This is a genomic window from Microcoleus sp. T3_B1, from assembly GCF_036700445.1.
Lineage (GTDB): Bacteria > Cyanobacteriota > Cyanobacteriia > Cyanobacteriales > Microcoleaceae > Microcoleus.
Window position 1 is genome coordinate 7056 of sequence record NZ_JAUBOX010000060.1, and the last position, 26912, is coordinate 33967.

The 26912-nt window shown below is 46.0% G+C and carries 12 protein-coding genes; 5 read left to right on the forward strand and 7 right to left on the reverse strand.

Annotation, left to right across the window (positions count from 1 at the left end):
* The 4 genes from QT990_RS25290 to ppsA form a co-directional block, all read right to left on the reverse strand.
* The coding region (locus QT990_RS25290; protein ID WP_333465892.1) for a DUF4347 domain-containing protein at positions 1-3521 on the reverse strand (3521 nt) is incomplete at its 3' end.
* Positions 3522-4618: 1097 nt separating this feature from the next.
* The gene (locus tag QT990_RS25295) at positions 4619-4810 is read right to left on the reverse strand and encodes a hypothetical protein (protein ID WP_333465893.1); all 192 of its coding nucleotides are present in this window, start codon (positions 4808-4810) and stop codon (positions 4619-4621) included.
* Between the two features lie 226 nt (positions 4811-5036).
* The gene (locus QT990_RS25300) at positions 5037-5357 is read right to left on the reverse strand and encodes a DUF6464 family protein (protein ID WP_333144083.1); all 321 of its coding nucleotides are present in this window, start codon (positions 5355-5357) and stop codon (positions 5037-5039) included.
* A 583-nt stretch (positions 5358-5940) separates the two neighbouring features.
* Positions 5941-8418: a phosphoenolpyruvate synthase gene (gene ppsA, locus QT990_RS25305; protein WP_333144082.1), complete on the reverse strand. Its 2478-nt coding sequence runs from the start codon at positions 8416-8418 to the stop codon at positions 5941-5943.
* Between the two features lie 263 nt (positions 8419-8681).
* Here ppsA and QT990_RS25310 point away from each other — a divergent pair, with 263 nt between their 5' ends.
* The 5 genes from QT990_RS25310 to QT990_RS25330 all read left to right on the forward strand — a co-directional run bounded on the left by QT990_RS25310 (position 8682) and on the right by QT990_RS25330 (position 23815).
* On the forward strand, positions 8682-8813 hold the full coding sequence (locus QT990_RS25310; RefSeq protein WP_333144081.1) for a hypothetical protein: 132 nt from the start codon (positions 8682-8684) through the stop codon (positions 8811-8813).
* Positions 8814-9418: 605 nt separating this feature from the next.
* Positions 9419-15910: a PAS domain S-box protein gene (locus QT990_RS25315; protein WP_333465894.1), complete on the forward strand. Its 6492-nt coding sequence runs from the start codon at positions 9419-9421 to the stop codon at positions 15908-15910.
* Between the two features lie 406 nt (positions 15911-16316).
* Positions 16317-17522: a hybrid sensor histidine kinase/response regulator gene (locus tag QT990_RS25320; RefSeq protein ID WP_333308944.1), complete on the forward strand. Its 1206-nt coding sequence runs from the start codon at positions 16317-16319 to the stop codon at positions 17520-17522.
* A 947-nt stretch (positions 17523-18469) separates the two neighbouring features.
* Positions 18470-23491 (forward strand): PAS domain S-box protein, encoded by a 5022-nt coding sequence (locus QT990_RS25325; RefSeq protein ID WP_333465895.1) that lies wholly within the window; start codon positions 18470-18472, stop codon positions 23489-23491.
* A 186-nt stretch (positions 23492-23677) separates the two neighbouring features.
* A complete protein-coding gene (locus tag QT990_RS25330; RefSeq protein ID WP_333465896.1) occupies positions 23678-23815 on the forward strand; it encodes a hypothetical protein in 138 nt (45 codons plus the stop codon).
* Positions 23816-24021: 206 nt separating this feature from the next.
* Here QT990_RS25330 and QT990_RS25335 read toward each other — a convergent pair whose 3' ends face one another.
* The 3 genes from QT990_RS25335 to QT990_RS25345 form a co-directional block, all read right to left on the reverse strand.
* Positions 24022-25683 (reverse strand): diguanylate cyclase domain-containing protein, encoded by a 1662-nt coding sequence (locus QT990_RS25335; RefSeq protein ID WP_333465897.1) that lies wholly within the window; start codon positions 25681-25683, stop codon positions 24022-24024.
* A 128-nt stretch (positions 25684-25811) separates the two neighbouring features.
* Positions 25812-26264, reverse strand: coding sequence for a response regulator (locus QT990_RS25340; RefSeq protein ID WP_333144075.1), 453 nt, complete (start codon positions 26262-26264; stop codon positions 25812-25814).
* Complete coding sequence (locus QT990_RS25345; RefSeq protein ID WP_333144074.1) at positions 26261-26431, reverse strand: hypothetical protein; 171 nt, start codon at positions 26429-26431, stop codon at positions 26261-26263. Before QT990_RS25345 ends, QT990_RS25340 begins: the two co-directional genes overlap by 4 nt.
* Positions 26432-26912 lie beyond the last annotated feature (481 nt).

Consider the following 26912-nt stretch of genomic DNA (forward strand, 5'->3'; position numbering starts at 1 on the left):
CCCGCCTCACCGGGCACTGCCACTGTCGAGCCGTCGTTGTTGGTTAAGTCCGGGTCAAAAGTGTCCGATCGACTCAATACAATATTCGTGATACTCGTCAGAGTAGGCGGCGGTACAAAAATCAGGCGGCGGGTGACGCTGCTGCCGCTGGCTAAAGTCGCGATCGCTGGGAACTCGATCGCCCCTGTGTCTGGATTGTAGGTTCCGCCATCGGACACGCTGACATTAGTTAAGCCGGGAATCAGGCTGTCGGTGATGACTACGTTGGTCGCGGGACTGGGGCCGTTGTTGGTAGTAGTAATTGTATAAAGGAGGGTGTCGCCCACCTCGATGGTGGCCGGAGCCGTTTTTTGGGTGACAACATCGGCCACACCATTGATCGAAGTAACAACTCGCCCCCCCGCCTCACCGGGCACTGCCACTGTCGAGCCGTCGTTGTTGGTTAAGTCCGGGTCAAAAGTGTCCGATCGACTCAACACAATATTGGTGATACTCGTCAGAGTCGGCGGCGGTACAAAAATCAGGGTGCGGGTGACGCTGCTGCCGCTGGCTAAAGTCTCGATCGCTGGGAACTCGATCGCCCCTGTCTCTGGATTGTAGGTTCCGTCATCGGACACGCTGACATCAGTTAAGCCAGGAATCAGGCTGTCGGTGATGACTACGTTGGTCGCGGGACTCGGCCCGAAGTTGGTAGTAGTGATTGTATAAAGTAGCGTGTCACCCACCTTGATGGTGGCCGGCGCCGTTTTTTGCGTGACAACATCGGCCAAACCACCGATCGAGGTCACAACAGTAGCATTAGCATTTGTACCGTTGTTGTTGGCTGGAGTGGAGTCGGGAGTGATAGAGGTACTTCTTGCCGTGTTGCTGATGGAAGTTAGGGTGGGCGGTACCGTGAAGCCGATCGTCCGAGTGACTGTCTCCGCGTTGGCGATTGCCACGGGCGCGAAGGTGACAATGCCGGTCACTGGATCGTAAACGCCACCGTTAGATGCCGTGACTCCGGTTAACCCCGGAACTATGCTGTCAGTGATGGTTACAGCTTCTGCAGGACTTGGGCCTAAGTTGACGGTGGCGATTGTATAGCTGACCGAGCTACCGGCCGTAGCACTCGTAGATCCCGTTTTTGTGGTAACAAGATCCGCGTTGGGCGCAATACTTGTCGTAACCGTAGAGTTAGTGGGAGTGCCGTCTTTGTTGGTTGTCGAGCCGTTGTTGTTAGTGGCGATCGGATCGAAAGTCGCCGAGCTGCTCCGGGCCGTGTTGCTGATGTCGGTACGGGTGGCTGGGGCGATGAAACTGACGGTGTGGGTCGCAGTAGCCGCATTGGCCAGCACCGTCAGTGCTGGGAAGGTGACAATGCCCGAAACTGGGTCGTAACTCCCCCCGTCCGATAGGCTGACTCCTGTTAAACCCGGAATAATGCTGTCGGTGATAGTCACATCGGCAGCGGGGTCTGGCCCCATGTTAGTCGTAGTCAATGTGTAGGCGACGCTTGACCCGGCCGAAGTAGTCACAGGGCCACTTTTGGTAGTAACTAAATCCGCCACTGTACCGACAACAGTAGTAGAGACTACACCCGGCCCCTCGATTTGACCGGGCGCGAGTATACCGCTGTTGTTGCTGAGGTCGGGGTCGAAAGTCGAGCTAGTGCTGAATGCAACGTTCGCAAAACTGCTACCGCTGGTTAAACCTGACGGCAGATTAATTGTCAGGGTGTAAGTCAGAGTCTCACCCGCATTGAGAACCGGAATTAACGGCCAGGTGACAGCCTTCGTTTCGTTCACATAAGTGCCATTGTTCGAGGCAATCAGCTCCGGCCGCATTCCCCCCGGACCCAGCAGTTCAAAAGGTATTTCATCTTGAATCAGAACATTTGTAGCCGGCGCTGGCCCCTTGTTTACAGTAGTAATCGTGTAGGTAATGCTGCCTCCAGGCTTGACGAACTGCGGGCCAGTCTTGATAGTGGCAACCTCAGCGGTGATACTGGGAGGATTGATAGTTTCAACTACCAGGTTTTGAAGTTCGTGAATGTTGTTGGCGGCTCCTGTGGAACTGCCAAAACCAAATTTGAAAATTGGCGGTACTCGGCCGTTTGCGGTTGCCAAGTTGGGGATGTCGATGAATGTAGTTTCGTAGATGTCGTCGAAGTTTTTATCGAAGGCAACCGTTAGGCGAGAGGGATTCACCGGATCGTTAGATGGATTCAGCGTAATTTGAACGGATCTTTTGGCTAAATTGCGATCGCTCGTGAACGTATTGCTGAAATTAAAACTGGTGCCGGGAGGGCCGATAAAGTTAATACTCGTAGGAATGTTATCGATGCCGAAAGGAACGATCGCATTTGTTAAAAACTTATAACCTTCTGCTTGATTTCCTCTAACCGTTACTGAATCTGGCCTGAAAGAACCAATAGAAGAACCCGGAATCGCAGGCGGCTCAGGGTCGGAGCGCCCTTCTGTAGACGTTGAAAAATTGCCAAACTCATCAAACCCAATGCCTAAATAACCTCCCTCAATACCGGGTATACCCGTTCGTGGAGCGTAAGCCACAGAACCGCCATAACCCCCAGTCCTTGTTGGGCTAACAGTGCCGTCAATCAAGAAGAAACCCAGCCCGTCCCCTGGCTGAGGGCCAATATTGGGTTGCGGAGCCTCAAATTGCCCGCTTGAACCGTAAGAATAAAAATCAAACTGAACTCTGAGACCGTCCGTGGAAGGAATAGGGTTGTTGTAGATGACAAAGGCTTCCCGAAGGTTTACTGCAGGAGTTAATCGCAGAGCACCATCGCCGGGACTCGAACCGCCCAAACCCGGAAGCACCCCAGATACTGTGCCTCCCGTAATGCCGGGGATAAGTTGATCGGCTGCTGGAGCGTTGCTGCTCGGATTGAACAGTGCCCCGTCGTTTCCCCCGTAAATCCACGGCCCCCTAACTGTGGAGTTTTTGAAAGTTTCGTTAACTAATATGCCGAGGGCGTAAGGGTAGGCTTCGAGCACTTCTTTTTCAATGGCGATTCTCGCCTTTATTTCCCCAGTCGCAAATTTTAATTCCCAGTCGCCGCCGAGTGCCGCACTCCCCGTCAAGTTGTCGGAAGCTGCAATATCTGCACCCAGCATCAAGCTCAACCGCCGCACGAAGGCCTCGCCGCTTTCCCCCGCTGCGACGCTGCACCCGAATAACAAGATATCTCCTCTCTCGCTGAGGGCTTTTCCCCACTGCTGTAACAAATGGCTGTAGGTTTCTAAGTTGTCGTTGCAGAGTTCGATCGATCCTAGCTGCACGCCCCCTTCTCGACCGTGAGAAACTATCTGAAGGCTATCTAAATCGCTGCAAACCGCCAGAATTCTAGTAATTTGCTCGACTCCATCCCGTGTCGAGTCCAGTACAAATACCTCTGTATCGGCTGTTGTTCCTCTTGCCAAGCTGTCGTAGTTCTCTACTCTGCCATCGAGGAACAGTACATTTTTTATAGTCCGAGAAGGCAACCACGGGAAGTTTGCCCCTACAGTTGATCGCAAAAATTCTCTGTGGGGATGCCCAATTCTCGTGCCGCCACGAAGTTTCTGGGACAGGGGCAACCACGGGGGGATTGCCCCTACTGTTTTTACTTGTTTTATTGGTTTTTTCTGATGATAAGTTGCTGTTGTTTGGGATTTTGCGCCCCCAATCCTTGCGGGGGAGTCACATCTTTTTGGAGTGATAAAAATTGGTTTGTTGCAGATGCTTTGCATGGTCAAATTGGCTCACGGATTGTAGATGATGTACCCATTTCCAGATGATAATTATCACCTATTGACAAGGTTTAATTGCAGAGTAATAGGCTCTGCTGCTTGACTTGAATCAAGAGCAAAAAGCGAATTTTACTCAGCACAAAGCAGTGCTATATTGCTATTTGATAGCATTGCAAGTATCGCCGGCAGAAACGCTGACGATTTGGTGTTTAAATGCCAATAATCTCTCTATCGGGTGATATTTTGCCTTGGGCTTTTTTCTTTTCTGTTAGCGAGTGTATCTGTTATACGCCTGTCTCTTACATCGCGCAGTAGATAATAACAGGACTTCTCAAAAATTTACTTGATGAGGTTTTCTGTAGATCGTCTAATGCACTTTAATTTGCAGAGAATTTTCACTATTTATGGACGGATAAACGGGTTGGATGGACGAAAAGACTTGGTTGCCGCCTTTGCTCCCGGTAAAAAACTCGGTTTCTTTGGTTTGGGTGTGCAAGCCCTATTCACAATAGCAACTAGACATTAATTAGGGAGTGATAGCCGTCACATAATTATGTCGGCCGTGCCCGAAGTGTCATTCAACTGATATCTTTTACCATTCTCAATAACCATTCTATGGAGGGTTCTCCTGCCCAGTCCATAAGAAAATTCACTTGTTGTGGAAAAGGCCAGAAAGCCTATTCTTGAAAATGGTGCAACATATGAGATTCAATTGAAATCGGCATACCCTGTATCGACGAAGCGTCTTAAAAATTCATGACTTGGAGTCTGGAGATAGCAATCTAGGTTTGAGACTGTTTCGCTACGATCGCAAAAACAGATTAGTGCCGCCCACAAGCAACTTCTCAAACTGTCCACAAGCGAGTCTTCGAGCTGGTTTCTGTTTAAGATAAATGCTCTGGACAATGTTTCGTGCAGAATTTTTCATGATGTTTTGGAGAAACTGATTGGGAGATTTGCCCATCAGCTACGTGGAATTTTTGTTCGCTAATTTTCTTAACTGCAGGAGTTAAGCCGAGGAGACTAGAAACCCAATTTCTGTCTAGATTTTTCGCCGTCCAACCAAAATTCATCATCTAAACTTCGTTTCTGATCGTAAGTCGTCAACTAGAAAAACACTGATCGCAATCCCCCAGTTATGGCAACTGTAACCAAGCAATAATGCTCGATTAGGTTTTAACTGCTGAGTTTGGGCGTGGGTCGTCCAAAACAAGCTTCAACAATAATCATTACACCTAAGTACATATTAACTCATAGATTACTACATCCGCAAATATGCGTAGATACAAGCACCAATACAAGCTATATCTTTTCACCACGAGCGTCAAGAGTTCTGGCTTGGTAGTACCGACAACCTTGACAGGGCCCAGAAGGATTGACAGCGCAGCGAATGTAATTAGAGCGGGCGTTATACTCGCAAGTGATATCGCCGATCGAATAACCGAGGCTTTGTATGTAAGTGCGATCGGCAGTTGCTAGTTGAGTTCGCAGGGATCTATTGGCTACCGCAAGTCTGGCCGCTGCAATTCTGTCGCGGGCTTGGCTCTGGGCAGAGCGCATCACCCACAAAGACAGCAGCGACGGAGCTAAACCTATGAAAATAATCAGGAGAGCAGTTAGCACTTTTTCAGAGCTTATGTGGAGAATATTTGTTTTAATTTAGGCGATCGGCAACAAAAAATCCTCCCCAAGAAGACGGTTTTAAATAAGAAAAGTTCCCGATCGAGTCTCAAACTAGGCCGCCCCTGTGTTAAGCGTTAGCTGGCGGGTGAGGAGGGCGATGATCGCGCGCCGCGCCAGGGTTAAACAAAGCCAGAAACGCAGATATGATGTGATATTATGTCAGGTGAATCGATTTTAGATTTTAGATTTTAGATTTTAGATTTTAGATTTTAGATTAAAGAATTGAAGCATTGACCCCACGGATAAATTCCGGGACTTGTTTATGGGATACAGGTTTTTTATTTCTGGGTCCTGAGTCTGCTTTCGGAATGAATCCGGGGGCTTGTATCCTGGATGCTTTCGGTCAATTACCAGCCATCAAATACAGCATATTCCATGTAGATGTAGAGCGCGAGAAACCGGGTTTCTTGAACAGAATTAGTTTAGAGGCAAGAACTGTAAAGAAACCAGGTTTATGGGGTGTACTTCATAAACCTGGAATAGGCTTGTTTGAGAAACCGGTTGCTCTCCCAAACCAAAACGGTTAAACCTTAGCAATATCTCCCGCTAAATCCATCAACGAACCCGCACCTTCCACCTTAGCAACATCTAACAAAGTCTTCAAAACCGAATCGGGATTCAAACTAATCGAATCAATTCCCAACTCAACCAAGAAACGAGCAAACTCAGGATAATCGCTGGGTGCTTGACCGCAAATCCCAATCTTGCGATCGTACTTCTTAGCGGCTTTAATGGCAATTGCTACCATTCGCTTGACAGCTTCATTCCGTTCGTCAAAAATGTGTGCGACTAAAGCCGAATCCCGGTCTAATCCTAATGTTAGCTGAGTTAAATCGTTAGAGCCGATCGAGAATCCGTCAAAAACTTGGGCAAATTCGTCAGCAAATATGACATTGCTCGGCAATTCGCACATCACATACACTTGCAAGCCGTTCTCGCCCTTAACTAAACCGTGTTTTGCCATCTCGGCTAACACTTTTCTGCCTTCCTCTGGGGTGCGGCAAAATGGAATCATCGGAATCACATTTGTCAAGCCCATTTCGTCGCGAACTCGCTTTAATGCTTTGCATTCCAAAGCGTAAGCTTCGCGGTAATTTGGGTCGTAATAGCGAGAGGCGCCGCGCCACCCGATCATCGGGTTTTCTTCCTTGGGTTCAAACTGCCGCCCTCCCAAAAGATTAGCATATTCGTTGCTCTTGAAATCGCTCATCCGCACGATAACTGGATTTGGATAAAATGCGGCGGCAATTGTGGCAATTCCGTGGGCTAGTTTGTCGGTGAAGAAATCGGGTTTGTGTTGGTAAAGTGCTGTCAGGTTGGCAATTTCTTCTTTGACTGATTCATCTACCAATTCGTCAAAGTGAATCAGTGCCAGGGGGTGTGCTTTAATGTGATTGGCAATGATGAATTCCAACCGCGCTAAGCCTACGCCGTCGCAAGGAATGGCTGATAAACCAAAGGCTTCTTCTGGGTTCCCGACATTCATTAAAATTTTAGTGCGGGTGCGGGGCAAATTCTCGATCGCAGTTTCTTGAATTTCAAAAGGAAGCAAACCGGAATAAACTTTGCCTTCCTCTCCTTCGGAACAAGAAACAGTGATTTCTTGCCCGTTTTTCAAGATTTGGGTGGCATCGCCGGTGCCGACAATGGCGGGAATTCCCATTTCTCTGGCGATGATGGCGGCGTGACAAGTGCGGCCGCCGGAATTGGTGACGATCGCACTTGCTTTTTTCATAATCGGTTCCCAATCCGGGTCGGTTTTGTTGGTAACTAAAACTTCTCCTGATTGAAATTCAGCGATTCTGTGAACGTCTAAAATCACGCGGGCTTTGCCTTGTCCGATTGATTCGCCAACGGCGCGTCCTTTTGCTAAAACTGCACTGCTGCCTTGCAATTTGTAGTTTCGCAAAACTTTAGCCGACTTTTGAGATTGTACTGTTTCGGGTCGCGCTTGGACAATAAATAATTCGCCCGTATTGCCGTCTTTTGCCCACTCAATGTCCATCGGGGTGTATGTCCCGCGCACTTTAGAGTAGTGTTCTTCGATGACTACGGCCCATTTTGCTAGTTGCAGAATTTCATCATCTTGGATGGCAAATTTATTTTTTTCGGCGGCGATGACGGAGACGTTTTTGGTGTATTTAGAACCGCCGATATCGTACACCATTTTGAGGGTTTTGCTGCCGAGTCGTTTCTCTAAAATTGGGCGAAAACCTTGTTTTAAGGTTGGTTTAAAGACGAAGTATTCGTCGGGGTTGACGGTTCCTTGGACGATGTTTTCGCCTAATCCGTAGGCGGCGGTGACTAATACGGCGTTTTTGAATCCGGTTTCGGTGTCGATGCTGAACATGACGCCGGAGGATGCTAAGTCCGATCGCACCATTTTTTGGACGCCGACTGATAGGGCGACTTCAAAGTGGTCGAAACCCCGCTGTTGGCGGTAGGAAATCGCGCGATCTGTGAATATGGAAGCAAAGCATTTGTGACAGCATTCGAGGACACCAGCGCAAGCTTGGACGTTGAGGTAGGTTTCTTGCTGTCCCGCGAAACTGGCGTCGGGTAAGTCTTCGGCGGTGGCGGAGGAACGCACTGCTACGTCTGTACTGTCGCCGTAGCGATCGCACAATTTTTCGTAAGCATCCGCGATCGCCGCTTGGAGTTCTCGCGGAAATGGTGTGTCGAGAATCAGTGCCCGCGCTTGCTTGCCTTTTTGTCGCAGGTTCTGCAGATCTTCTACGTCTAAATCGGCAAAAATTTCGCGCAATTTAGCTTCTAAACCCGCTGACTGGATGAAGTACCGGTAAGCGTGTGCTGTAGTTGCAAATCCGTTGGGAACTCTGATTCCTTGACAGGTTAATTGTTGAATCATTTCGCCCAAAGAAGCATTTTTACCGCCTACTAATGGGATGTCGGCGATGCCGACTTCATCAAACAACAATACTAAGGCTTTTTCTTTGGGAATTAAACCGGGTTTTTGTTCAATTGCTAAATTTTCGATCATTGCTTTTTTTCCTCTCAACTTCATCTCAGTTCGGTCAAAGGACAGTAAACAAAAGACAGTTTATTGGGACTTGTAATTTTGTTACCAAAATTCTCGGATTTTTTCTTAGGCTGTATCAACCGAGTGTTCGATTGCCTCTATTTCAAGATTATCACTTTTTGGCTAAATAGCAAGGCCGGTGGAGATATTTTATTTGATTGCAAAAAGTAAAGAAATTGCAGTAATTAGTTTATGTAAGGTATTATAAAAGAAGTGGTAAAAATATGAATAGCGAAGATAGTTCCCAACGCTTTTTGGGCGTTGAGCGCTCATTGGTGTGGGGATATGGCTCGGATTGTGTGGGTAGCGGAATCCAAGGGCAACAAAGGGTGGGGTTCGATCGCGCGATCGGCTGAACCCGCCCAAAAACGGATACTTACTTTCCGACAGAAGTCGTGAGTCGCCCAAAATTGGAGATTCTAGTTCCACATCCCCGATTCATCTGTGGACTAAATCTAAAATTTAAAATCTGGTCACAGGGGCGATCGCCCAAAAAAATACTAAGCAGCTTAGTTTCCTCCTGAAACCCAGCTTCTAAAAACCTTAAAAATTTTCCCTCTGATTGCGTTAGCCTACTTAGAAGAAAAACACAGCCGGATAGATATTATATAGCGGTTCTCAAAAAAGTGACGTATGCCCACGGAGGCCTATGCCCTATGCCCACGGAGGCCTATGCCCTATGCCCATGAGTACCTCATATGAGAGCTCGAAAGGCTATATATTGCACCATTTTCAATAAGCCTTTTAAGGGCTGGTTAGAAGAACCCCTCCCAAGAAAATTTACTCTTTGTGAAATGGGTCGGAAAGCCCGTTCTTGAGAACCGTTCAACCTTTGAGATAAAGTGCATTGTAATTATTGAACCAAAGAGTTTTTAACTGGGAAGGGCGGGATTTGTGGCTATACAATTCTTTATATGCTATAATAGTTAGCTAAACTGCCTTATTACAAAAAACAAGGTATATGATATCAGTTTTGAGCCCACCCGCAAAGCGAAATGGCTTTAAAGTTCTTCTGGTCGAAGACAATCAAGCAGAAGCCGATCTGATCGAAGAATTATTATTAGAAACAAATGTCAGTAGAGCCGAACCCCAAAGGCTATCAGTAAGTTGTACAGACTGTCTCAGCAAAGCGCAGGAACTTTTGGTAGGCGAAAATTTTGATGTGATTTTACTAGATCTTTCGCTGCCCGACAGCCAAGACTTAAATACAATTGTCAAAATACAAGAATATAGCCTGAATACTCCGATTGTCGTCCTGACTGCCCGCAACGATGAAGAGCTTGCCGTGCAGTCAATCCAAGCCGGCGCTCAAGATTATCTAGTCAAGCGAAAAATCGACAGCGAAGTGTTAATTAGATCGCTTCGCTACGCAGTCGAGCGACAGCAGAACCAAGAAGCTTTACGAAAAAGCGAAGAAAAATATCGGTCAGTAGTCGAGAATTCTCTGGTCGGAATTGCCATTATTGCTCCTCCAATTTCTCCCTCAGAACCCGAAAAATGCGAGTGGTTGGAAGTGAACAATGCTTTGTGCGATTTGCTGGGATACAATCGCCAAGATTTTTTGCACATAAAATGGGATCAGTGGGGTTTTCCTGATGACTTGCAGGCCAGTTTAGAGCAGTTAAAAAAAATTTTTGCCGGGGAGAGCGAAGGCTATGTTCTAGACAAAAGGTGGCGCAGAAAAGACGGAAAAACAGTTTATACTAGAGTTTCCCTGCGCTGTATTCGCGCCCTAGACGGCTCGATCGACCACATGATTAAAGTAGTCTTAGACGTGAGCGATCGCTACCGTTACGAAGCTCAATTAAAAGCCTCAGAAGAGTTTTTAAATCACACGATCAATTCTATTCCTGACCCGATTTTTGTCAAAGATGAGCAGCACAAATGGATCGTATTAAACGATGGTTTTTGCAATTTGATAGGAAAAAGGCGCTCGGAACTGATTGGCAAGTCAGGATACGATTTTTTACCCCCAGCACAAGCGGCTTTTTTTTGGCAACAAGACGAGGAAGTATTGCAAAGAAGTCTTTCTCAGGAAACAGAAGAAAATTTTACCGAGGCCTGCGGCAAAGAACGCATTATATCTACAAAAAGAACAGTTTTTAAGAACGCCGATGGTCGTCAAATGTTGGTCGGCACAATGCGAGATGTGACCGAATACAAACGCCAGCAGATAGCGTTGCAGGAAAGCGAAGCTCGATTTCAAATAATGACCGACAACGTGCCGGGAATGATCTATCAATATCGGCTTTATGTAGATGGTAAAACATCTTTTACTTACGTTTCTTCCGGCAGTTGGCAGATATACAATTTAAAGCCAGAACAAATAGAAGAAAATGCCGCTTTGGCTTTTGCAACAGTTCACCCAGACGACATCTCAGACTTGCAGCTATCGATGGCAACTTCAGCGGCGACTCAGCAAGCTTGGCAACACCAGTGGCGGCAAGTTATGGGAGATCGAGTGAAATGGCTGCAAGGCGCGTCGAAGCCAGAAAAGCAAGCCAACGGCGATATAGTTTGGGATGGTTTGGTGATGGATGTTACCGAATTGAAACAAACCCAGCAAGACCGCGATCGATTTTTTAATCTCTCGCTGGATTTACTTTGCATTGCAGGTTTTGATGGCTATTTCAAACGCTTAAACCCCGCTTGGTCAAATGTATTGGGTTATAGCAGTGATGAAATCTTAGCCAAACCTTTGATAGAATTCGTGCATCCACAAGACCGAGAAATTACTGTAGCGGAATTAGAAAAACTTAAAAAAAGCCACCCCGTTATTAGCTTAGAAAACCGCTATCTTTGCCAAGATGGTACTTATAAATGGCTCTCGTGGACAGCATCGCCATTTGCAGAAGAAGGTTTGATTTATGCAGTGGCTCGCGACGTTACATTTAGCAAGCAAGCTGAAGCTGAATTGGGTAAGAGCGCAGCCACAAACCGCGCTCTTTTAAATGCGATACCAGACATGATATTTCGCTGTCGGGCAGACGGCACTTTTGTAGATTTCAAGCCTGCCAAAGATTTCGATAATATCCTATCACAAAAATCACTAATTGGCAAAAAAGCACAAGACATATTGCCGGCTGCTTTTGCTGAGAAAATCTTGTCGGGCAATCAACAAGCGATCGACACTGGCGAGATTCAAGTCGTAGAATATCAAATGCCAGTTAATGGTGAACTGTACGATTTTGAAGCGAGAATTGTCTTCTGCACGGAGGACGAAATTATCGCGATCGTCCGCGACATCACTCAACGCAAACGATCCGAGTCAGTCCTCCACAGGCAAGCAGCAGCAATGGCCCAAGCTTCCGAAGGTATCGCCATATTCAGTGCCGACCATGAGGTGATTTATTGCAACGCAGCACGACTAAAAATCTACGGTTACGACTCTCTAGAAGAAATCTTAGATAAAAGTTGGAAAATGTTCTACCAAGGTGCAGAACTGCAAAGGTTCGAGCAAGAAGTCCTGCCGACTTTAGTGAAGAAAGGTTCTTACAGCACCGAAGCAGTAGGATGCCGTCGCGACCGCTCGGAAGTTCCTCTAGATGTATCGCTGACAATGCTGCCAGACGGGGAAATCATTTGCATTGTTCGCGATATTTCCCAAAGAAAAAAAACAGAAGCAGCACTGCGGGAAAGCCAGCGGTTCATTCAGCAAATTGCTGGGGCCAGTCCTAATATTTTGTATGTTTGTGACTTAATTGAAAAAAAAAATATCTATGGGAACGCTTCTATCTACCACATTCTTGGCTATACAGTAGAGGAGATTCAGGCAATGGGGCCGTGGATGATGTCAACTTTAATCCACCCCGAAAATTTAATCAAAATGCCTGATTATTTACAGCAAGTCGAAACAGGCAGCGAAGGGGATATCTTTGAAATTGAATACAGAATTAGGCACAAGGATGGTTCTTGGCGCTGGATGGTCAGCCGAGATACTGTATTTGCGAAAACAGCAGACGGTAAGTTACAACAAATTCTCGGCACGGCCACTGATATTACAGAAAGCAAGCAAGCAGAAGATGAAATAAAGCTGTTGCTGGCAGCAACTCAAGCCATTAGTCAGTCGGCAGATTTTCAGAGCGCCCTCCCAGATATTTTGCGGTTGCTGTGCAATGCGATCGGCTGGAATTTTGCAGAAGCTTGGATACCGAGTGCTAACGGTACTTTTTTGGAACACAGCGAAACTTGGTACGCTAGCGATCGCGATTTAGATAGGTTCGGCTGCGAAAGTAAAAAAATTAGATTCGCCGCCGGAGTGGCAGTACCTGGACGGATTTGGTCAACCAGAAATGTAGAATGGATTGAAGATATTTCTCTAGCCAAAAATCATCTTTTTGCCCGATCGCAAATGGCGAAATCAGTCGGATTGAAAGCTTGTTTCGGAGTGCCAATTCACGCTAGCTCAAAGGTGCTGGCAGTTTTAGTATTCTGCAAGCGCGATCGCTCGATTATGGAACCGCGTATAGTAGAGTTGGTCAAGGCTGTAGCGACTCAGTTGGGCGATCATATTCAGCGCAAACAAGCCGAAGAAGAATTGCGTAAAAGTGAAGAACGCTGGCAGTTAGTTCTCAAAGGCAATCAAGACGGAATTTGGGATCTGAATCTTCAAACAAATGAAGCTTTTCGATCGGCCCGCTGGCAAGAAATTATCGGTTACACAGACGGCGAAATCGACAGCCGCAACACCGCATGGATCGATCGCATCCATCCAGAAGATCGCTCACGAGTGCAAGCAGCGATCCAAGGTTATCTCGATCGGCAAACCCCCAATTACGCCGCCGAATACCGCTTGCAGTGCAAAGACGGTAGCTATAAGTGGGTGCTCGCTCGCGCTCAAGCAGTGTGGGATGAAGCCGGAAACCCTCTGCGGATGGTGGGTTCGATGACGGATATCAGCGATCGCAAAGCAGCAGAATTAGCTTTACTGCGGGTCACTCAAGCCGTCGAAAGTACCAGCGACGCGATCGCGATCGCCGACTTGAATGGGCGGTCTATTTACCACAATCAAGCCTTCATTCAGCGCTACGGCTACACGGTGGAAGAACTCAATGATATTGGCGATATGGCCGCGCTTTATGTCCGACCTAAAAATTACAAACAAATCTATAAAAGCCTTCGCCAAGGTCGCTCTTGGTGTGGCGAACTTTCACTGCAAACTAAGAGCTGCGAAGCAGTAACTGCTCTGGTGCGAGCTGACAGTATTCAAGATATTAATGGGAATTACATCGGCTTAATTGCAGTAATTACAGACATCACAAAACGCAAAGAATCTGAAGTAATTTTGCGCCAAAAGTTAAAGCGCGAACAGTTGGCAGTAGCTATGCTGGAACGCATTAGGTCTTCTCTAAATTTAGAAGAAATTCTTACCAAAACTGTCGAAGAAGTGCGACAGTTTTTGCAAGTAGATCGCACAGTTATTTACCAATTTAATCCCGATTGGAGCGGGTTTATCGCTGTAGAGTCGGTTGCCGAAAATACCCTACCCATTGTAGGAATGGATATTTATGACCCATGTTTTGGGGAAGCCTACGTTACTCTTTACCGAGACGGCAGAATTAGAGCAACAGAAGATGTTTACAATGCCGGTCTGGCCGACTGCCACTTGGCTTTGTTGACTCGGTTCGAGGTGAGAGCGAATCTGGTAGTGCCGATTTTGCAAGGCGAAAACTTGTGGGGGCTGTTAATTGCCCACCACTGCACGGGCCCGCGTCCCTGGCAACAATTGGAGGGAGAGTGCCTAAAACAATTGGGGGTGCAGTTGGCGATCGCCATTCAGCAATCGACGCTATTTGAACAAGCACAAACCGAAATTGCCGATCGCAAACAGGCAGAAGCCGCCCTGCAATTAGCTAAAGAAGCCGCCGAATCCGCCAACCGCGCTAAAAGCGACTTTCTCGCCAACATGAGCCACGAATTGCGGACGCCTTTGAACGGGATTTTGGGATACATTCAACTGCTCAAAGTCGATAAAAATTTGACCGCAGATCAGCAGGAAAGTCTTAACAACATTCACCAGTGCGGCAACCACCTGCTGACGCTGATTAATGATGTTTTAGACCTCTCAAAAATCGAAGCGAGTAAAATGGAGCTGTCACTGACAAATGTGCATTTTTCCAGTTTTGTTAAAAGTATTATTGATTTGTTCCAGATGCGCTCTGCTCAAAAAGGAATTGCTTTTAATTACGAGCAGGTTTCAGCCCTGCCAGACGGCATTTGGGCCGACGAAAAAAGGTTACGTCAAGTTTTGATTAATTTGCTCAGTAATGCCGTTAAGTTTACGAACAGCGGCAGCGTTACCTTCAAAGTCGGTTATGCAGAAAATTTCCCCGATAATTATCCTCAAACCAACTGCGAAAATTCTAGTTTGACAGCGGAAATTGCCACTCAAACAATCAATTTGGCCGGGAATATAGACGCGCAGCAAATGTCGAACCCGCCGCTAGGAACAACAGAGGCGCGCGAGGTGACAACAGACAATACCGGCGATCGTACCCCTACCCCTAAAATTCGCTTTCAAATCGAAGATACCGGCATTGGCATTTCTCAGAATAAATTAGAAGAAATATTTTTGCCTTTTCATCAAGTGGGCGATCATAAAAATTTCGTCGAAGGTACCGGCCTGGGACTTTCGATCAGCCAAAAATTAGTCAAAATGATGGGCAGCCAAATTCGCGTCCAAAGTACCTCCGGCAAAGGCAGCATATTTTGGTTGGATCTAGACTTGCCAGCAGTCGCCCAGTGTTCGGAACTCCCCTCCCGGCAAGAAAAAAGGCGGCTTGTAGGTTTTATCGGCCCCCAGCGGAAAGTGCTAATCGTGGACGATCACGAAGTAAATCGCGCCATGTTGCACAGGCTACTTGTTCATTTAGGCTTTGAAATTGCACAGGCCACAGACGGCGAAGACTGCTTGCACAAAGCACAGGAATTTCTACCCGATCTAATTTTAATGGATTTGCTGATGCCCGTAATGGACGGTTGGGAAGCTACCAGGCGGCTGCGACAGTTGCCGGAATTAAAAGATACGGTTATCCTTGCTTTGTCCGCTAACGTTTACGAGACTAGCAGGCAACAGAGCATACTTGCAGGTTGCGATAATTTTCTCACCAAGCCGATTCAAACTAATGAGCTTTTAGAATTATTGCGCCTGCACTTGAGACTAGAATGGGTTTACGAAGAACGAGTGCAAACCAAAAAGCGGACAGATCAAACGGCAAAAGCATCTTCTGAGATTGCTGCTGCTGACTCAACGATGGTGTCTCCTGCCTCAGAGTCAGTCTTGGCGTTGTTAAGATTGGCTGCAATGGGCGATATTGAAGCTATTCTGGAAGAAACTGCTAAACTAGAACATTCTGACCCGACATTAGTGCCTTTCGTTCATCACCTGCGCCAACTTGCTAAAGGATTTCAGCTCAAGCAAATTCGAGATTTTTTGAAGCAACATTTGTCCTAAAATTGACGGTAGCTAACAGACCACTCAAAATCAGTTAAATCTCGCGCCCTGAGTACCATTCTCAATCAGGGGTTCGGGCCTCCCGCGAAGCGACAACTTAATCTGCTTGGGCGGCCCGGACTCGCAGCCTGCTCCTCAAACGGTTATTGCAAATAGAAGCATCTAGGAAGCAACCGGGTTTGGAGCATCTCAATGACAGCAGCCAAGCTAAAAATTGGAGTTTTGAGGCAGGAGGCAGGAGGCAGGAGGCAGGAGGGAAGAGGAAGAAGGAAGGAGCCAGAAGAAGTGTTTTTACAAATATGAGATGCTCCCACCGGGTTTCTAGATCCGCAAAAAATTCATTGAATCACGTTTTACGTCACAAACCACAACTCAACACTCAAAAATTTGAAGATTTCCCTTGAATATGAACGATAAGAATTCCGAAAGAAGCATCATACTAATTGTCGATGACAACCAAACAAATCTTGACGTACTTTTCGAGTTGTTAAGGAATTACGGGTTTAAAGTATTAGTGGCTCTAGACGGCGAAAGTGCGATCGAGCAAATTGACTACATCCATCCAGACTTGATTCTTTTGGATATCATGATGCCAGGAATTGACGGTTTTGAAACTTGCCGACGTTTGAAAGCAGACCCGTCAACGCAAGATATTCCCATCATCTTCATGAGCGCCCTTTCCGATACGCCTGATAAAGTAAAAGGCTTTCAGACAGGAGCCGTTGACTACATCACTAAGCCTTTCCAGCACGAAGAAGTTTTGAGCCGGATTCAAACCCACTTGACAATCCGCAGCTTGCAAAAAAAACTCGAAGAAAAAAACCTCGAACTGGCCCACCTCAACCAAAACCTGGAAAAACTTGTTGAACAAAAAACCAAGCAATTAATAAACCAGGAAAAAACAGCCATCATCGGACGTTTGACTCAGGGCATGGTTCACAACCTCAAAAGTCCCCTGCAAGTGATCCAGACAAGCGTCGATTTGATTGAAACAAAAGCCACACAAATTCAAGACGACTCTCTGTTTAATTATACTAAGTATATTTTCCAAGCTGTCACAAAAATCAATCTGATCATGGATACTCTGATGATGAAAAGCCGAAACGAGCAAAAGCAAGATTTGCACCCGGTGAATATCAACGATTTAGTCCAGAGAGAAATTCAGCTATTGGAAGGCAACCTGTATTTTAAAAATAAGATTAGAAAAAAATACTTTTATGACGAAGAAATTGCCAGCATTCCATTAATTTATTCCTATCTTTCTCAAGTATTTTATAATTTAATCAATAATGCAATGGATGCTATGTGGGCCAAGAAAAGCAGAGAAATAACTATCGTGACTCGGCAAGACGACTCCAACATATACATGGATATTGCAGATACGGGATGCGGCATAGCATCTGAAGATGTGTCAAAACTTTTTGACCCTTTTTACACATCAAAGCCACCTAAAGGGGAGGAAAAGACCGAAGGAGAACCGACAGGAACGGGCCTAGGACTTTATACTTGTATTGAACTTTTAAAACCTTTTAACGGTGAAATTGCTATTAGCAGCAATGTGGGTCAAGGCAGCGTGTTTACAGTTGTGCTGCCAAAACCTCAGAAAAATTGAGCGACTCAACAGAGTTAAATTGTGTCCAGTTAGACAACCCTAATTAAGTTGGTAATTAAATTTGTAGCAAGGAATGCAAGTCTTGGTTACTCGATCGAGAGAGGACTTGCATTGCTCAATACAAATAGGCGCTAATTGCGGGCAATTAACCGAAGACAATCTCAGAGCGTATTTTGTAAATCAACGGTAATTCTCGTAGCTTAGTAGTAATATAGCAATCCTTGCAGGAGTCGTAAACTTTTTACCTCACCCCAACCCTCCCCGAAGCCGCAGGGAGGGAGTAAGAAATTCACAAATGATTGAGGATTGCTATACCATTTTAAAAAAATAAGGCAACTTTAGGCAAGCTTTAAACGGCAATTTATAATCTAAAGTTTCCAAGGCTATCAGCAAGGCAAATCCTGATTACTCCGCACTCTTTTGAGTGGCCTCTTGCTATTCCCCTGCCAAAGGTTGTAAATTAAAAGAGAGTTGAGTTGCAATATTGGTAAGAGTATTATAGTTTTGGATCGCTAGGTTTGGGGCGAGGCGGAAAACTTGCAGCGAACAACTCAATTCTACAAATCTGCGGGGTCTGCAAGCACACAGCCCACTCTCGTGCGTGCGGTTCACAGGGCTGTTTCATTCTCAGAAAAACCAGGGTTTTGTAGGGGCGGTGCGACCCCTACTCCCCGTGCCCGCCCAGCCGATAGACGAGCGGGTAGGGGTTTTAGATATCGGGGCAACCGGGCGTGGGATTGCCCCTACAAGAGAATGAAACAGCCCTGGTGCGGTTCAAGTTCCCCAATCATCAGCTAGGTAGCTGCATCCGCTGCTGAGATTTTATAATTACTAAAAAATAGCAAAAGGATAGCAGTAAAAAAAAATGCCACTGTACGCAAGAACCAAACTGCGATAGTCATCAGTCATTCCCAATCTCCAATCTCAAATCTAAAATATAAAATGGTATGACCTCTGTGTTTGAGTCAACTTTAACGCCTGGTTTAAAAATTCTTTTAGTAGAAGACTGTGCAGAAGATGCAGAACTCATTCAAGAACTGCTGTCTGAGGGCCAACTAGGACTATCAATTGATGTCACCAATGTAGTTCGCCTCCGGGAAGCGATTGAAATTTTAAGCGACAAAATTTTTGATGTAATTTTATTAGATCTTTCACTTCCTGACAGCCTAAAATTTAATACTTTTTTCCGACTGCAAGATTGCGGTATAAATATTCCGATCGTCATTCTGACAGCCGCAGATGACGAAGAACTGGCTGTCGAGTTAATTGCCGCCGGCGCCCAAGATTATTTGGTGAAAAGACAGGTAGACAGCCGGCTGCTGGTACGGACGCTTAGGTGCGCGATCGCCCGCCAGAAACGGCAAGCAGAATGGCAAAAAAGTCAACAAAAATACCAGCAGGTTGTTGGCAATATCAAAGAAGTAGTTTTTGAAACAAATACTGCGGGCCATTGGACTTTTCTAAATCCAGCTTGGACGGAAATTACCGGATTTACCGTTGATGAAAGCTTAGGAACTTCCTGTTTGAGTTACATTCATTCTGAGGATCAATACCAATATTTAAATTCGTTTAGAGGTCAGAAACCAAATCAAGAAACATCCTGTTGTTATCAAAGTCGATATATTACCAAAAATGGCGAAATTCGGTGGGTGGAAGTGCAAGAATTTTTTATGTTGGGCTGGGACGGCGCGCCACAGGGGACGACAGGAACTATCCACGATATTACGGATAAAATTTTAGCACTCTCCGAACTGGAAGCTAGTAAAAAGTTTTTGAATTATACGATAGATGCACTGGCTGATCCCATTTTTGTCAAGGACGAAGATCACCGCTGGATACTGTTAAATAATGCTTTTTGCAAGCTGCTCGGCAAGCAGCGCGAGGAACTGCTGGGCAAGTCGGATTACGACTTTTTCCCAAAACAAGAAGCTGAGATTTTTTGGCAGAATGACGAACAAGTTTTTAGGACGGGGGAAGAAAACGAGAGCGAGGAAATATTTACGGACGGCAGCGGTGCAAAGCACATTTTGTCTACTAAAAAAACTGTCTTTGAAAATACCGATGGCAGTAAAATTCTCGTCGGGATAATTCGAGATATCACTCAGGATAGGCGCCAACAATTAGCGCAGCAAGAAAGCGAAGCTAGACTGCGGCAACTTGCTGCCAATTTACCGGGAATAATTTATCAATTTCGTCTCTCAATCGACGGCAAAAAAAGTTTTCCTTATATTTCTTCGGGCAGCCGCGATTTATTTGAATTGGAACCCGAAAATATTCAGCAGAATCCTCAACTCCTTTTTAGTTTTCTTCATCCAGATGAGCGTCAAAAAATTGAAGAATCTCTTGCTGTTTCTGCGGCAAATATGCAGCCCTGGCAGCAGGAATGGCGCGCGATTTTACCGTCGGGAAAACTTAAGTGGATGCAAGGGGTTTCGTCGAAACCGGAACGAGTTGATTGTCCGACTGAAATAGGGCAGGAAGGGGATATAGTTTGGGAAGGCATGGTGCTGGATATTACTGATTTAAAACAGGCAGAAGCAGCTTTGCGGGAGAGCGAAGCCAGATTTCGATCGCTCGTTGAGAATATCCCCGGCGCTATCTGCCGCAGCTTGTACGATGCTGAGGGGACGATGGTATTTATTAGCGATGAAATTGAGGTAATTAGTGGGTATCCTGCTGGGGATTTTATTGGCAACAACGGCTTGAGTTTTGCGACAATTGTCCACGAGGCAGACAAGGAAATGGTCGATCGACAAATCAGCGCAGCCGTAGAGTCGAAACAGCCGTACAATCTAGAATACCGGATTGTTCGCGCTGACGGGGCGGTGCGGTGGATGTCGGAAAGAGGTAGGCCAACTTACAATATAGAAGGGCTAGTTTTGTGGCTCGACAGAGCGATTTTTGACATTACCGATCGCAAACAAGCCGAACTAACTCTGTGCCTGGTAACTCAAGCTGTAGACAGTGCTAGTGATGCGATCGCGATCGCCGATTTGGACGGTTATTCCATTTATCACAATCAAGCATTTATTCAGCGCTACGGCTATACAGTTGAGGAACTAAATAATGCCGGCGGCCCAGCAGTAATGTACCCCAAATCTCAAGATTTGAGAAAGTTATTTAGGGGGCTGCGGAAAGGTTTTTCCTGGGACAGTGAAATTGAAATCAAGAGTAAAAATGGCGATATCATAGAAACTTTCTTGCGAGCTAACTGCATTAAAGATAGCGCTAGTCAACCGATAGGAATGATAGCCATAATTGCCGACCTCACAGAACTAAAACGCACCGCATCGGCATTAAAACTCAGTCAAGAGCGATTGCAGTTGGCGGTTTCAGGCAGCTCTTTGGGGCTGTGGGATTGGAATATAGCTACTGGCGAAACTTATTTCGATTTTCATTGGAAATCAATGCTTGGCTACGCAGAAACCGAAATTGAAAACAACCTCAAAGGTTGGGAAAGTTTGCTGCATCCAGAAGACCGAGGGAAGGTAATGGAATGTTTAAATTCCTATTTGGAAGGTGAGACTGAGATTTATGAATTTGAATTTCGGATGCTCAACAAAGCGGGCAATTGGCAGTGGATTCTGGCAATGGGCAAGGTAGTCGAGTACGACGAATGGGGTGCGCCGTTGCGGATAACGGGCACTCACAAAGATATCAGCGCCCGCGTGGCAGCAGAAGCCGAAAAAACGCAGTTGATCGCATCTCTGCAACTACTTGCCGAACAGTTGCAAGCAGCGCAAAAAATAGCCCGCATCGGCAATTGGGAATTCGATAGGGAGGCAGGACTTATTACTTGGTCGGAAGAACTGTTTCGAGTTTATGGTCGAGAATTGAATCTGCCACCGACAATGGAAGAACTTTTAGAGCAAATTCATCCCGATGACAAAGAAAGGTTCGCAGAAGTTGTACAAAAAGCAGTGACTGAAGGAACAGCTTACGATATCGACCACCGCATCTATTTCCCATCAGGAGAAATTAGGCACGTTAACGCTAAAGGACAAGCTATTAAAAATGAGTTGGGTCAGGTGGTGCGGCTGTTTGGCACGGCAATGGACATTAGCCATCGCAAAAAAGCAGAAATTGCTTTACAAGAAAGCGAACAGCGATTTCGCGCTGTATTTGAACAAGCGGCGATTGGCATTGTTAAAGTGTGGCGCGACGGTCAATTTTTGAATGCAAATCAAGGGTTTTGCAATATTGTGGGATACTCAGAATTGGAGCTGAAATCGCGAAATGTTGGGGAGATTTCTCACCCCGAAGATGTAGCAGCAGATGCCGAGTCGCGCGACAGACTGTTAGCTGGGGAAATTTTTAATTATTCCCTTGAAAAACGCTTTATTCGCAAAAACGGTTCATTTGTTTGGACTAATATGACTGTATCTTTAGTGCGGGATGGGTTTGGGGAACCTAGCTATGTAATTGCTGTGATTGAAGATATTAGCTCTCGCAAACTTGCCGAGGCTATCTTGCGCCAGCAATTAAAGCGAGAACGCTTGGTGGTAGAGATGCTGGAACGCATTCGCTCTTCTCTCAATTTAAAAGAAATTTTGACAAAAGCTGTGGCTGAAGTACGGCAATTTTTGCAAACAGACAGGACAATAATTTATCGCTTTAATCCCGATAGGAGCGGTTTTGTAACTGTCGAGTCGGTGGGCCAAAAGTGGCGATCGATTCAGGGACTAACTATTAACGATCCCTGCTTTGAATACAGCTATGCTTCTGCTTACGAACACGGTCGCGCTGTACCTGTAGATGATATTTACAAAGCTGGTCTTTCCCAGTGCTACCTTAATTTATTAAGTCAATTTCAGGTGCGAGCTAATTTGGTAGTGCCGATTTTGCAAGGCGAGAAGTTGTGGGGGCTATTGATTGCCCACGAGTGCGCGGGCCCTCGCCAGTGGCTGGAAATTGAGGTCGAGTGTCTCAAACAAATTAGCGTGCAGTTGGCGATCGCGATCCAGCAATCAATGCTGTTTGAGCAAGCACAAAGTGAAATTGCCGATCGCAAACAAGCCGAGTCAGCTTTGCAGGAATCGGAAGCGCGAGAACGTTCAAAAGCGCTAGAGTTAGAAGCAGCTATTAACAAACTGCGAACGACTCAAGCTCAGCTCGTTCAAAATGAAAAAATGGTGAGCTTGGGTCAGTTAGTTGCTGGTGTTGCTCACGAAATTAATAATCCTGTTAGCTTTATTCACGGCAATCTCAATCCGGCTCGCAATTACACTTTAGATTTGCTGGAATTGATTAAAGTTTACCAGCATTACTGTCCTCATCCTCCCGCCCAAGTCTTGCAGAAAATTGAGGAAATAGACTTGGCTTATATTGCTGAGGATTTCCCGAAATTGTTTAATTCGATGCAAGTAGGAACCGAGCGAATTGTCGAAATCGTGAAATCGTTGCGTAATTTTTCCCGATTGGACGAGTCCGCAGGGAAGGCGGTTAACATTCACGAAGGAATTGATAGCACTTTGATGATTTTGCAAAATCGCTTAAAATCTCACAGCAGTCCAGGAGAAATTCTGATAGTTAAAGATTACCAAATCTTGCCACAAATTGAATGTTTTCCGGGCGAGTTGAATCAGGTATTTATGAATATTTTAATTAATGCGATCGATGCTTTGGAAGAACGGGACAAGCAGCGTTCGATCGAGGAGTGCGATCGACATCCCAGCACGATCGCTATTCGCAGTTATCAGGCGGCTGCCGACTTCGTAGCGGTATCGATTGCCGACAACGGGCAGGGGATACCGGAGTCAGTGCGATCGAGGCTGTTTGACCCGTTTTTCACGACTAAACCTGTGGGCAAGGGTACGGGTTTGGGATTGTCGATTTCTCACTCGATTATAGTCGATCGCCACGGTGGCAGATTGAGTTGTATTTCGACACCGGGAGAGGGCGCGGAGTTTTTGATTGAAATTCCAGTGCGGCCGAATTTAACTGGTAGGAATTCAAATTTGGGGCAATAATTAGCAATTGGTAATTGGAAATTAGGAAGCGGAAATGGTTACTATCTCACATCTTGCACGATTCTCAAGAACAGGCTTTTCGGCCTGTTCCACAAAGAGTGAATTTTCTTGTGGAACAGGCATCTTGCCTGTTCCTCAACAAGTAATTGAGAAGGGTGCAACATCTCAGTAATATCAAATGCGGAAATGGGTAATATCTCAGCTCTTGCACCCTTCAAAATAACAGGCAAGATGCCTGTTCCACAAAGAGTGAATTTTCTCGTGGAACAGGCCGAAAAGCCTGTTCCTCAACAAGTAATTGAGAAGGGTGCAACATCTCAGTAATATCAAATACCGTTGTGAGTGAAAAATCAAACACGATATTACAAATTACCAATTATATCAAATCCGTTAGCATCGGAATAGTAAATTCGATTTCACTGTTGACAGTCAACAGTCAACAGTCAACAGTCAACAGTCAACAGTCAACAGTCAACAGTCAACAGTCAACATCATTCTGGTGTTACCGGAAATGATATTACCTTCAACTTTTACATAAAAATCGGGGCAGATTCCGAGTTACTCCTGGCGTGACAAATGCGATTTTTGCCTTCGCTTTTGGCTTGAAAAAGGGCGCTGTCAGCGCTGTGAATTAGGGTGGTGGGAGATTCCTGGGCAGAAGGAATCGCTGTCGCAATGCCACAACTGAGGGTAACGTAGGGGCCGATCGACGATCGCGCGTGGGGCAGTTTCAAGCAGGCGATGCCGTCGCAAATTTTCCGGGCGACAGCGTTTGCCCCTTGGGCGCTGGTGTTGGGCAGCACTAGGGCAAATTCTTCGCCACCGTAGCGGGCAGTCAAATCCCCAGCCCGGTTGGTGGCGCTGGCGATCGCCCCCGCAACTTGGCGCAAACAATCGTCCCCGCCGAGATGCCCATAAAACTCGTTGTAAAGTTTAAAAAAGTCGATGTCAAACATAATTAAAGACAGCGGCAGTTCCTCTCTTGCCAATCTGCGCCACTCTAAGCTCAAAATGCGATCGAACTGGCGGCGATTGGCAATGCCAGTCAGTCCGTCAGTAGTTGCCAGTTGCTGCAATTTTTGATTGGCTATTGCTAGCTTGCGGTAAAGTTGAGATTGTTCGATCGCGATCGCCACTTGATTTGCCAAGTGCTCTAAAAAATCTATTTCCCACTGCTGCCATTCCCTGACACCGTAGCAATTGTATGCTGTCAGCATTCCCCACAAACTATGGCCATTTTCTGCGATCGAATCCGGCAAATTTTTACTGTGCGCCTGCGGTTTGCCACTCGCCTGGTTCCAGATATAATTTTCCGCTGCATCTTGATTGTTCTCGACTTCCCAAACAGTGGCTTCTTGTGTTTCTTTTGCCGTTTCCCAGTCGCCTGATTGCCAAATTGGTACGCTTATAACTGCTGCAATTTCACAATCTCTCAACAATTCTTTGCAACTGCCAGCCAAGGGGGCAGTGCTGACATCTGCTATTGCTTGTACCGACTGGGATTCGACTAAAATAAAGCAGGATACTGCCAAAGCAGCACTAATATTTGGGTTTTCAATATAACCTTCTGGCAAACCGTCACCTGCGACGATCGCACCTTTTTGCTCTTCCCCGTCCAATTGAGACACCCAATCCTGACAGCGATAAATTAAAACGCGGTCTGTTTGGAGAAATTGGCGCACTTCTGCAACGGTACTTTGGAGAATACTTGCCGGATCTATTGACGATCGAATATGTTCGATCATTTTCCCCAACAGGCGCTGTCGGAGAGCCTGCTGCCGCAATTGTTCTTCGATTTGCTGGCGTTCGATCGCGTAATGGATTGCCCGCACCAGCAGAGTTCTGTGAAATCTTCCCTTTACCAAACAATCTTGAGCGCCCCAGCGCAATACTGACCGGGCCATATTTTCATCGCTGATATCTGTCAGCACCACAATTGGCAATGTGGGCCATCGCCCTTTCAAAACTGCGAGATCCTCGCTTCCCCTCAAGCTGTCTGACACTGACAAATCTAATAGTACGGCGTCAAACTTGTCTACTTCCAGACGCCCAACTCCTATCTCCAGAGACTTAACAGTTTGGAGCAGAAATAGAGACTCGCTGAATGACCCTAGAAGGTCTTCGATCATTGTCGGAGCTCCGAGGTCATCCTCAACCAACAAAATTTTCAGACATTGGTGACGTGTTAACACAACTATAGCCTTCGGAGCGCGTCGAAAGCAACTTTTTTGTTTTGATAGCGATACTTGCGATCGGCCAATATTTCGGCCGATCAAATTCACTATACACTCAAACTAGGCATTTAGCGCTCCATTAATGCTTACATATCCGGCGGGAGTGAAACGATCTCAAACCAATATTCACATAAAGTCTTCATTACTTCAAGCAAGCCTTCAAAAGTTACTGGTTTGGATATGAAAGAATTGGCTCCCAAGCGGTAGCAAAGCAAGATATCTCCTCTGCAGTGGGAAGTTGTGAGCATTACAACCGGAATTTGTTGCAAATGGGGGTCAGATCTGATCGAAGTTAGTGTTTCTCGCCCGTCCAGCCTCGGCATATTCAGATCCAAAAGGATCAAGTCTGGCTGATGCCAATTGCTGCTACCAAGATATTGACCGCGACGGTATAAGTAGTCTAGGACTTGTTCTCCATTTTCCACAAATTCGCTCGTAATTGCTAATCGAACTTCTCGCAGTGCTTCCTCCACCAAAAAGCGCGTGTCCTCGTCATCGTTTGCTATTAAAAGAGTAAATTTTTTCTTTTGATAATTCACGGCTTTGCCTCACTAGGAACGTCTTTTATGAGGTTGCGGGACTTTGAGCCGTGTCTGATTACCTGCAAAGAATCTCTTGCCATCATCCGGTAAATTGGGCTGAGGACACTGAAATTGTGTTGCAGCCATTTACCGTTTTTCTCCATTTGCAAAGGTTTGCGAATCATGCTTGTTTCACTTGGCAGTCTGTCCCAGAACCGGCAAACTGCAAACACATCACAAATCCTTCTCCGCGAACTACTAGGGAAACTATTGCATCCCAAAGCAAGATGCTCTGGATACAGTTGAAAAAAATTAACAAGTCTTGCGCGCACCGCTGATTTATAAGTTGTATAAGGATAGAGCTAATAGATTTATGTTGATAGATTTTTAGCTCGATGTCATCAGTGAATATGCTACACTTTATAAGCATTTTTGTAAAGAACAGATAAAGATATTTAAAGCTTAAGTAAAGGACGGGTGACAATCAAGCAATTTGCTGACAAGCCCCCGGATTCATCCGTGGAGCGAGAAACAAGCTCCGAATCCTGATCGCAAGCCCCCGGATTTATCAGTGGGGTCGCTTTCTTCAAATCTCAAATCTCAAATCTCAAATCTCAAATCTCAAATCGATATCACCAGCCCCCGGATTTATCAGTGGGGTCGCTT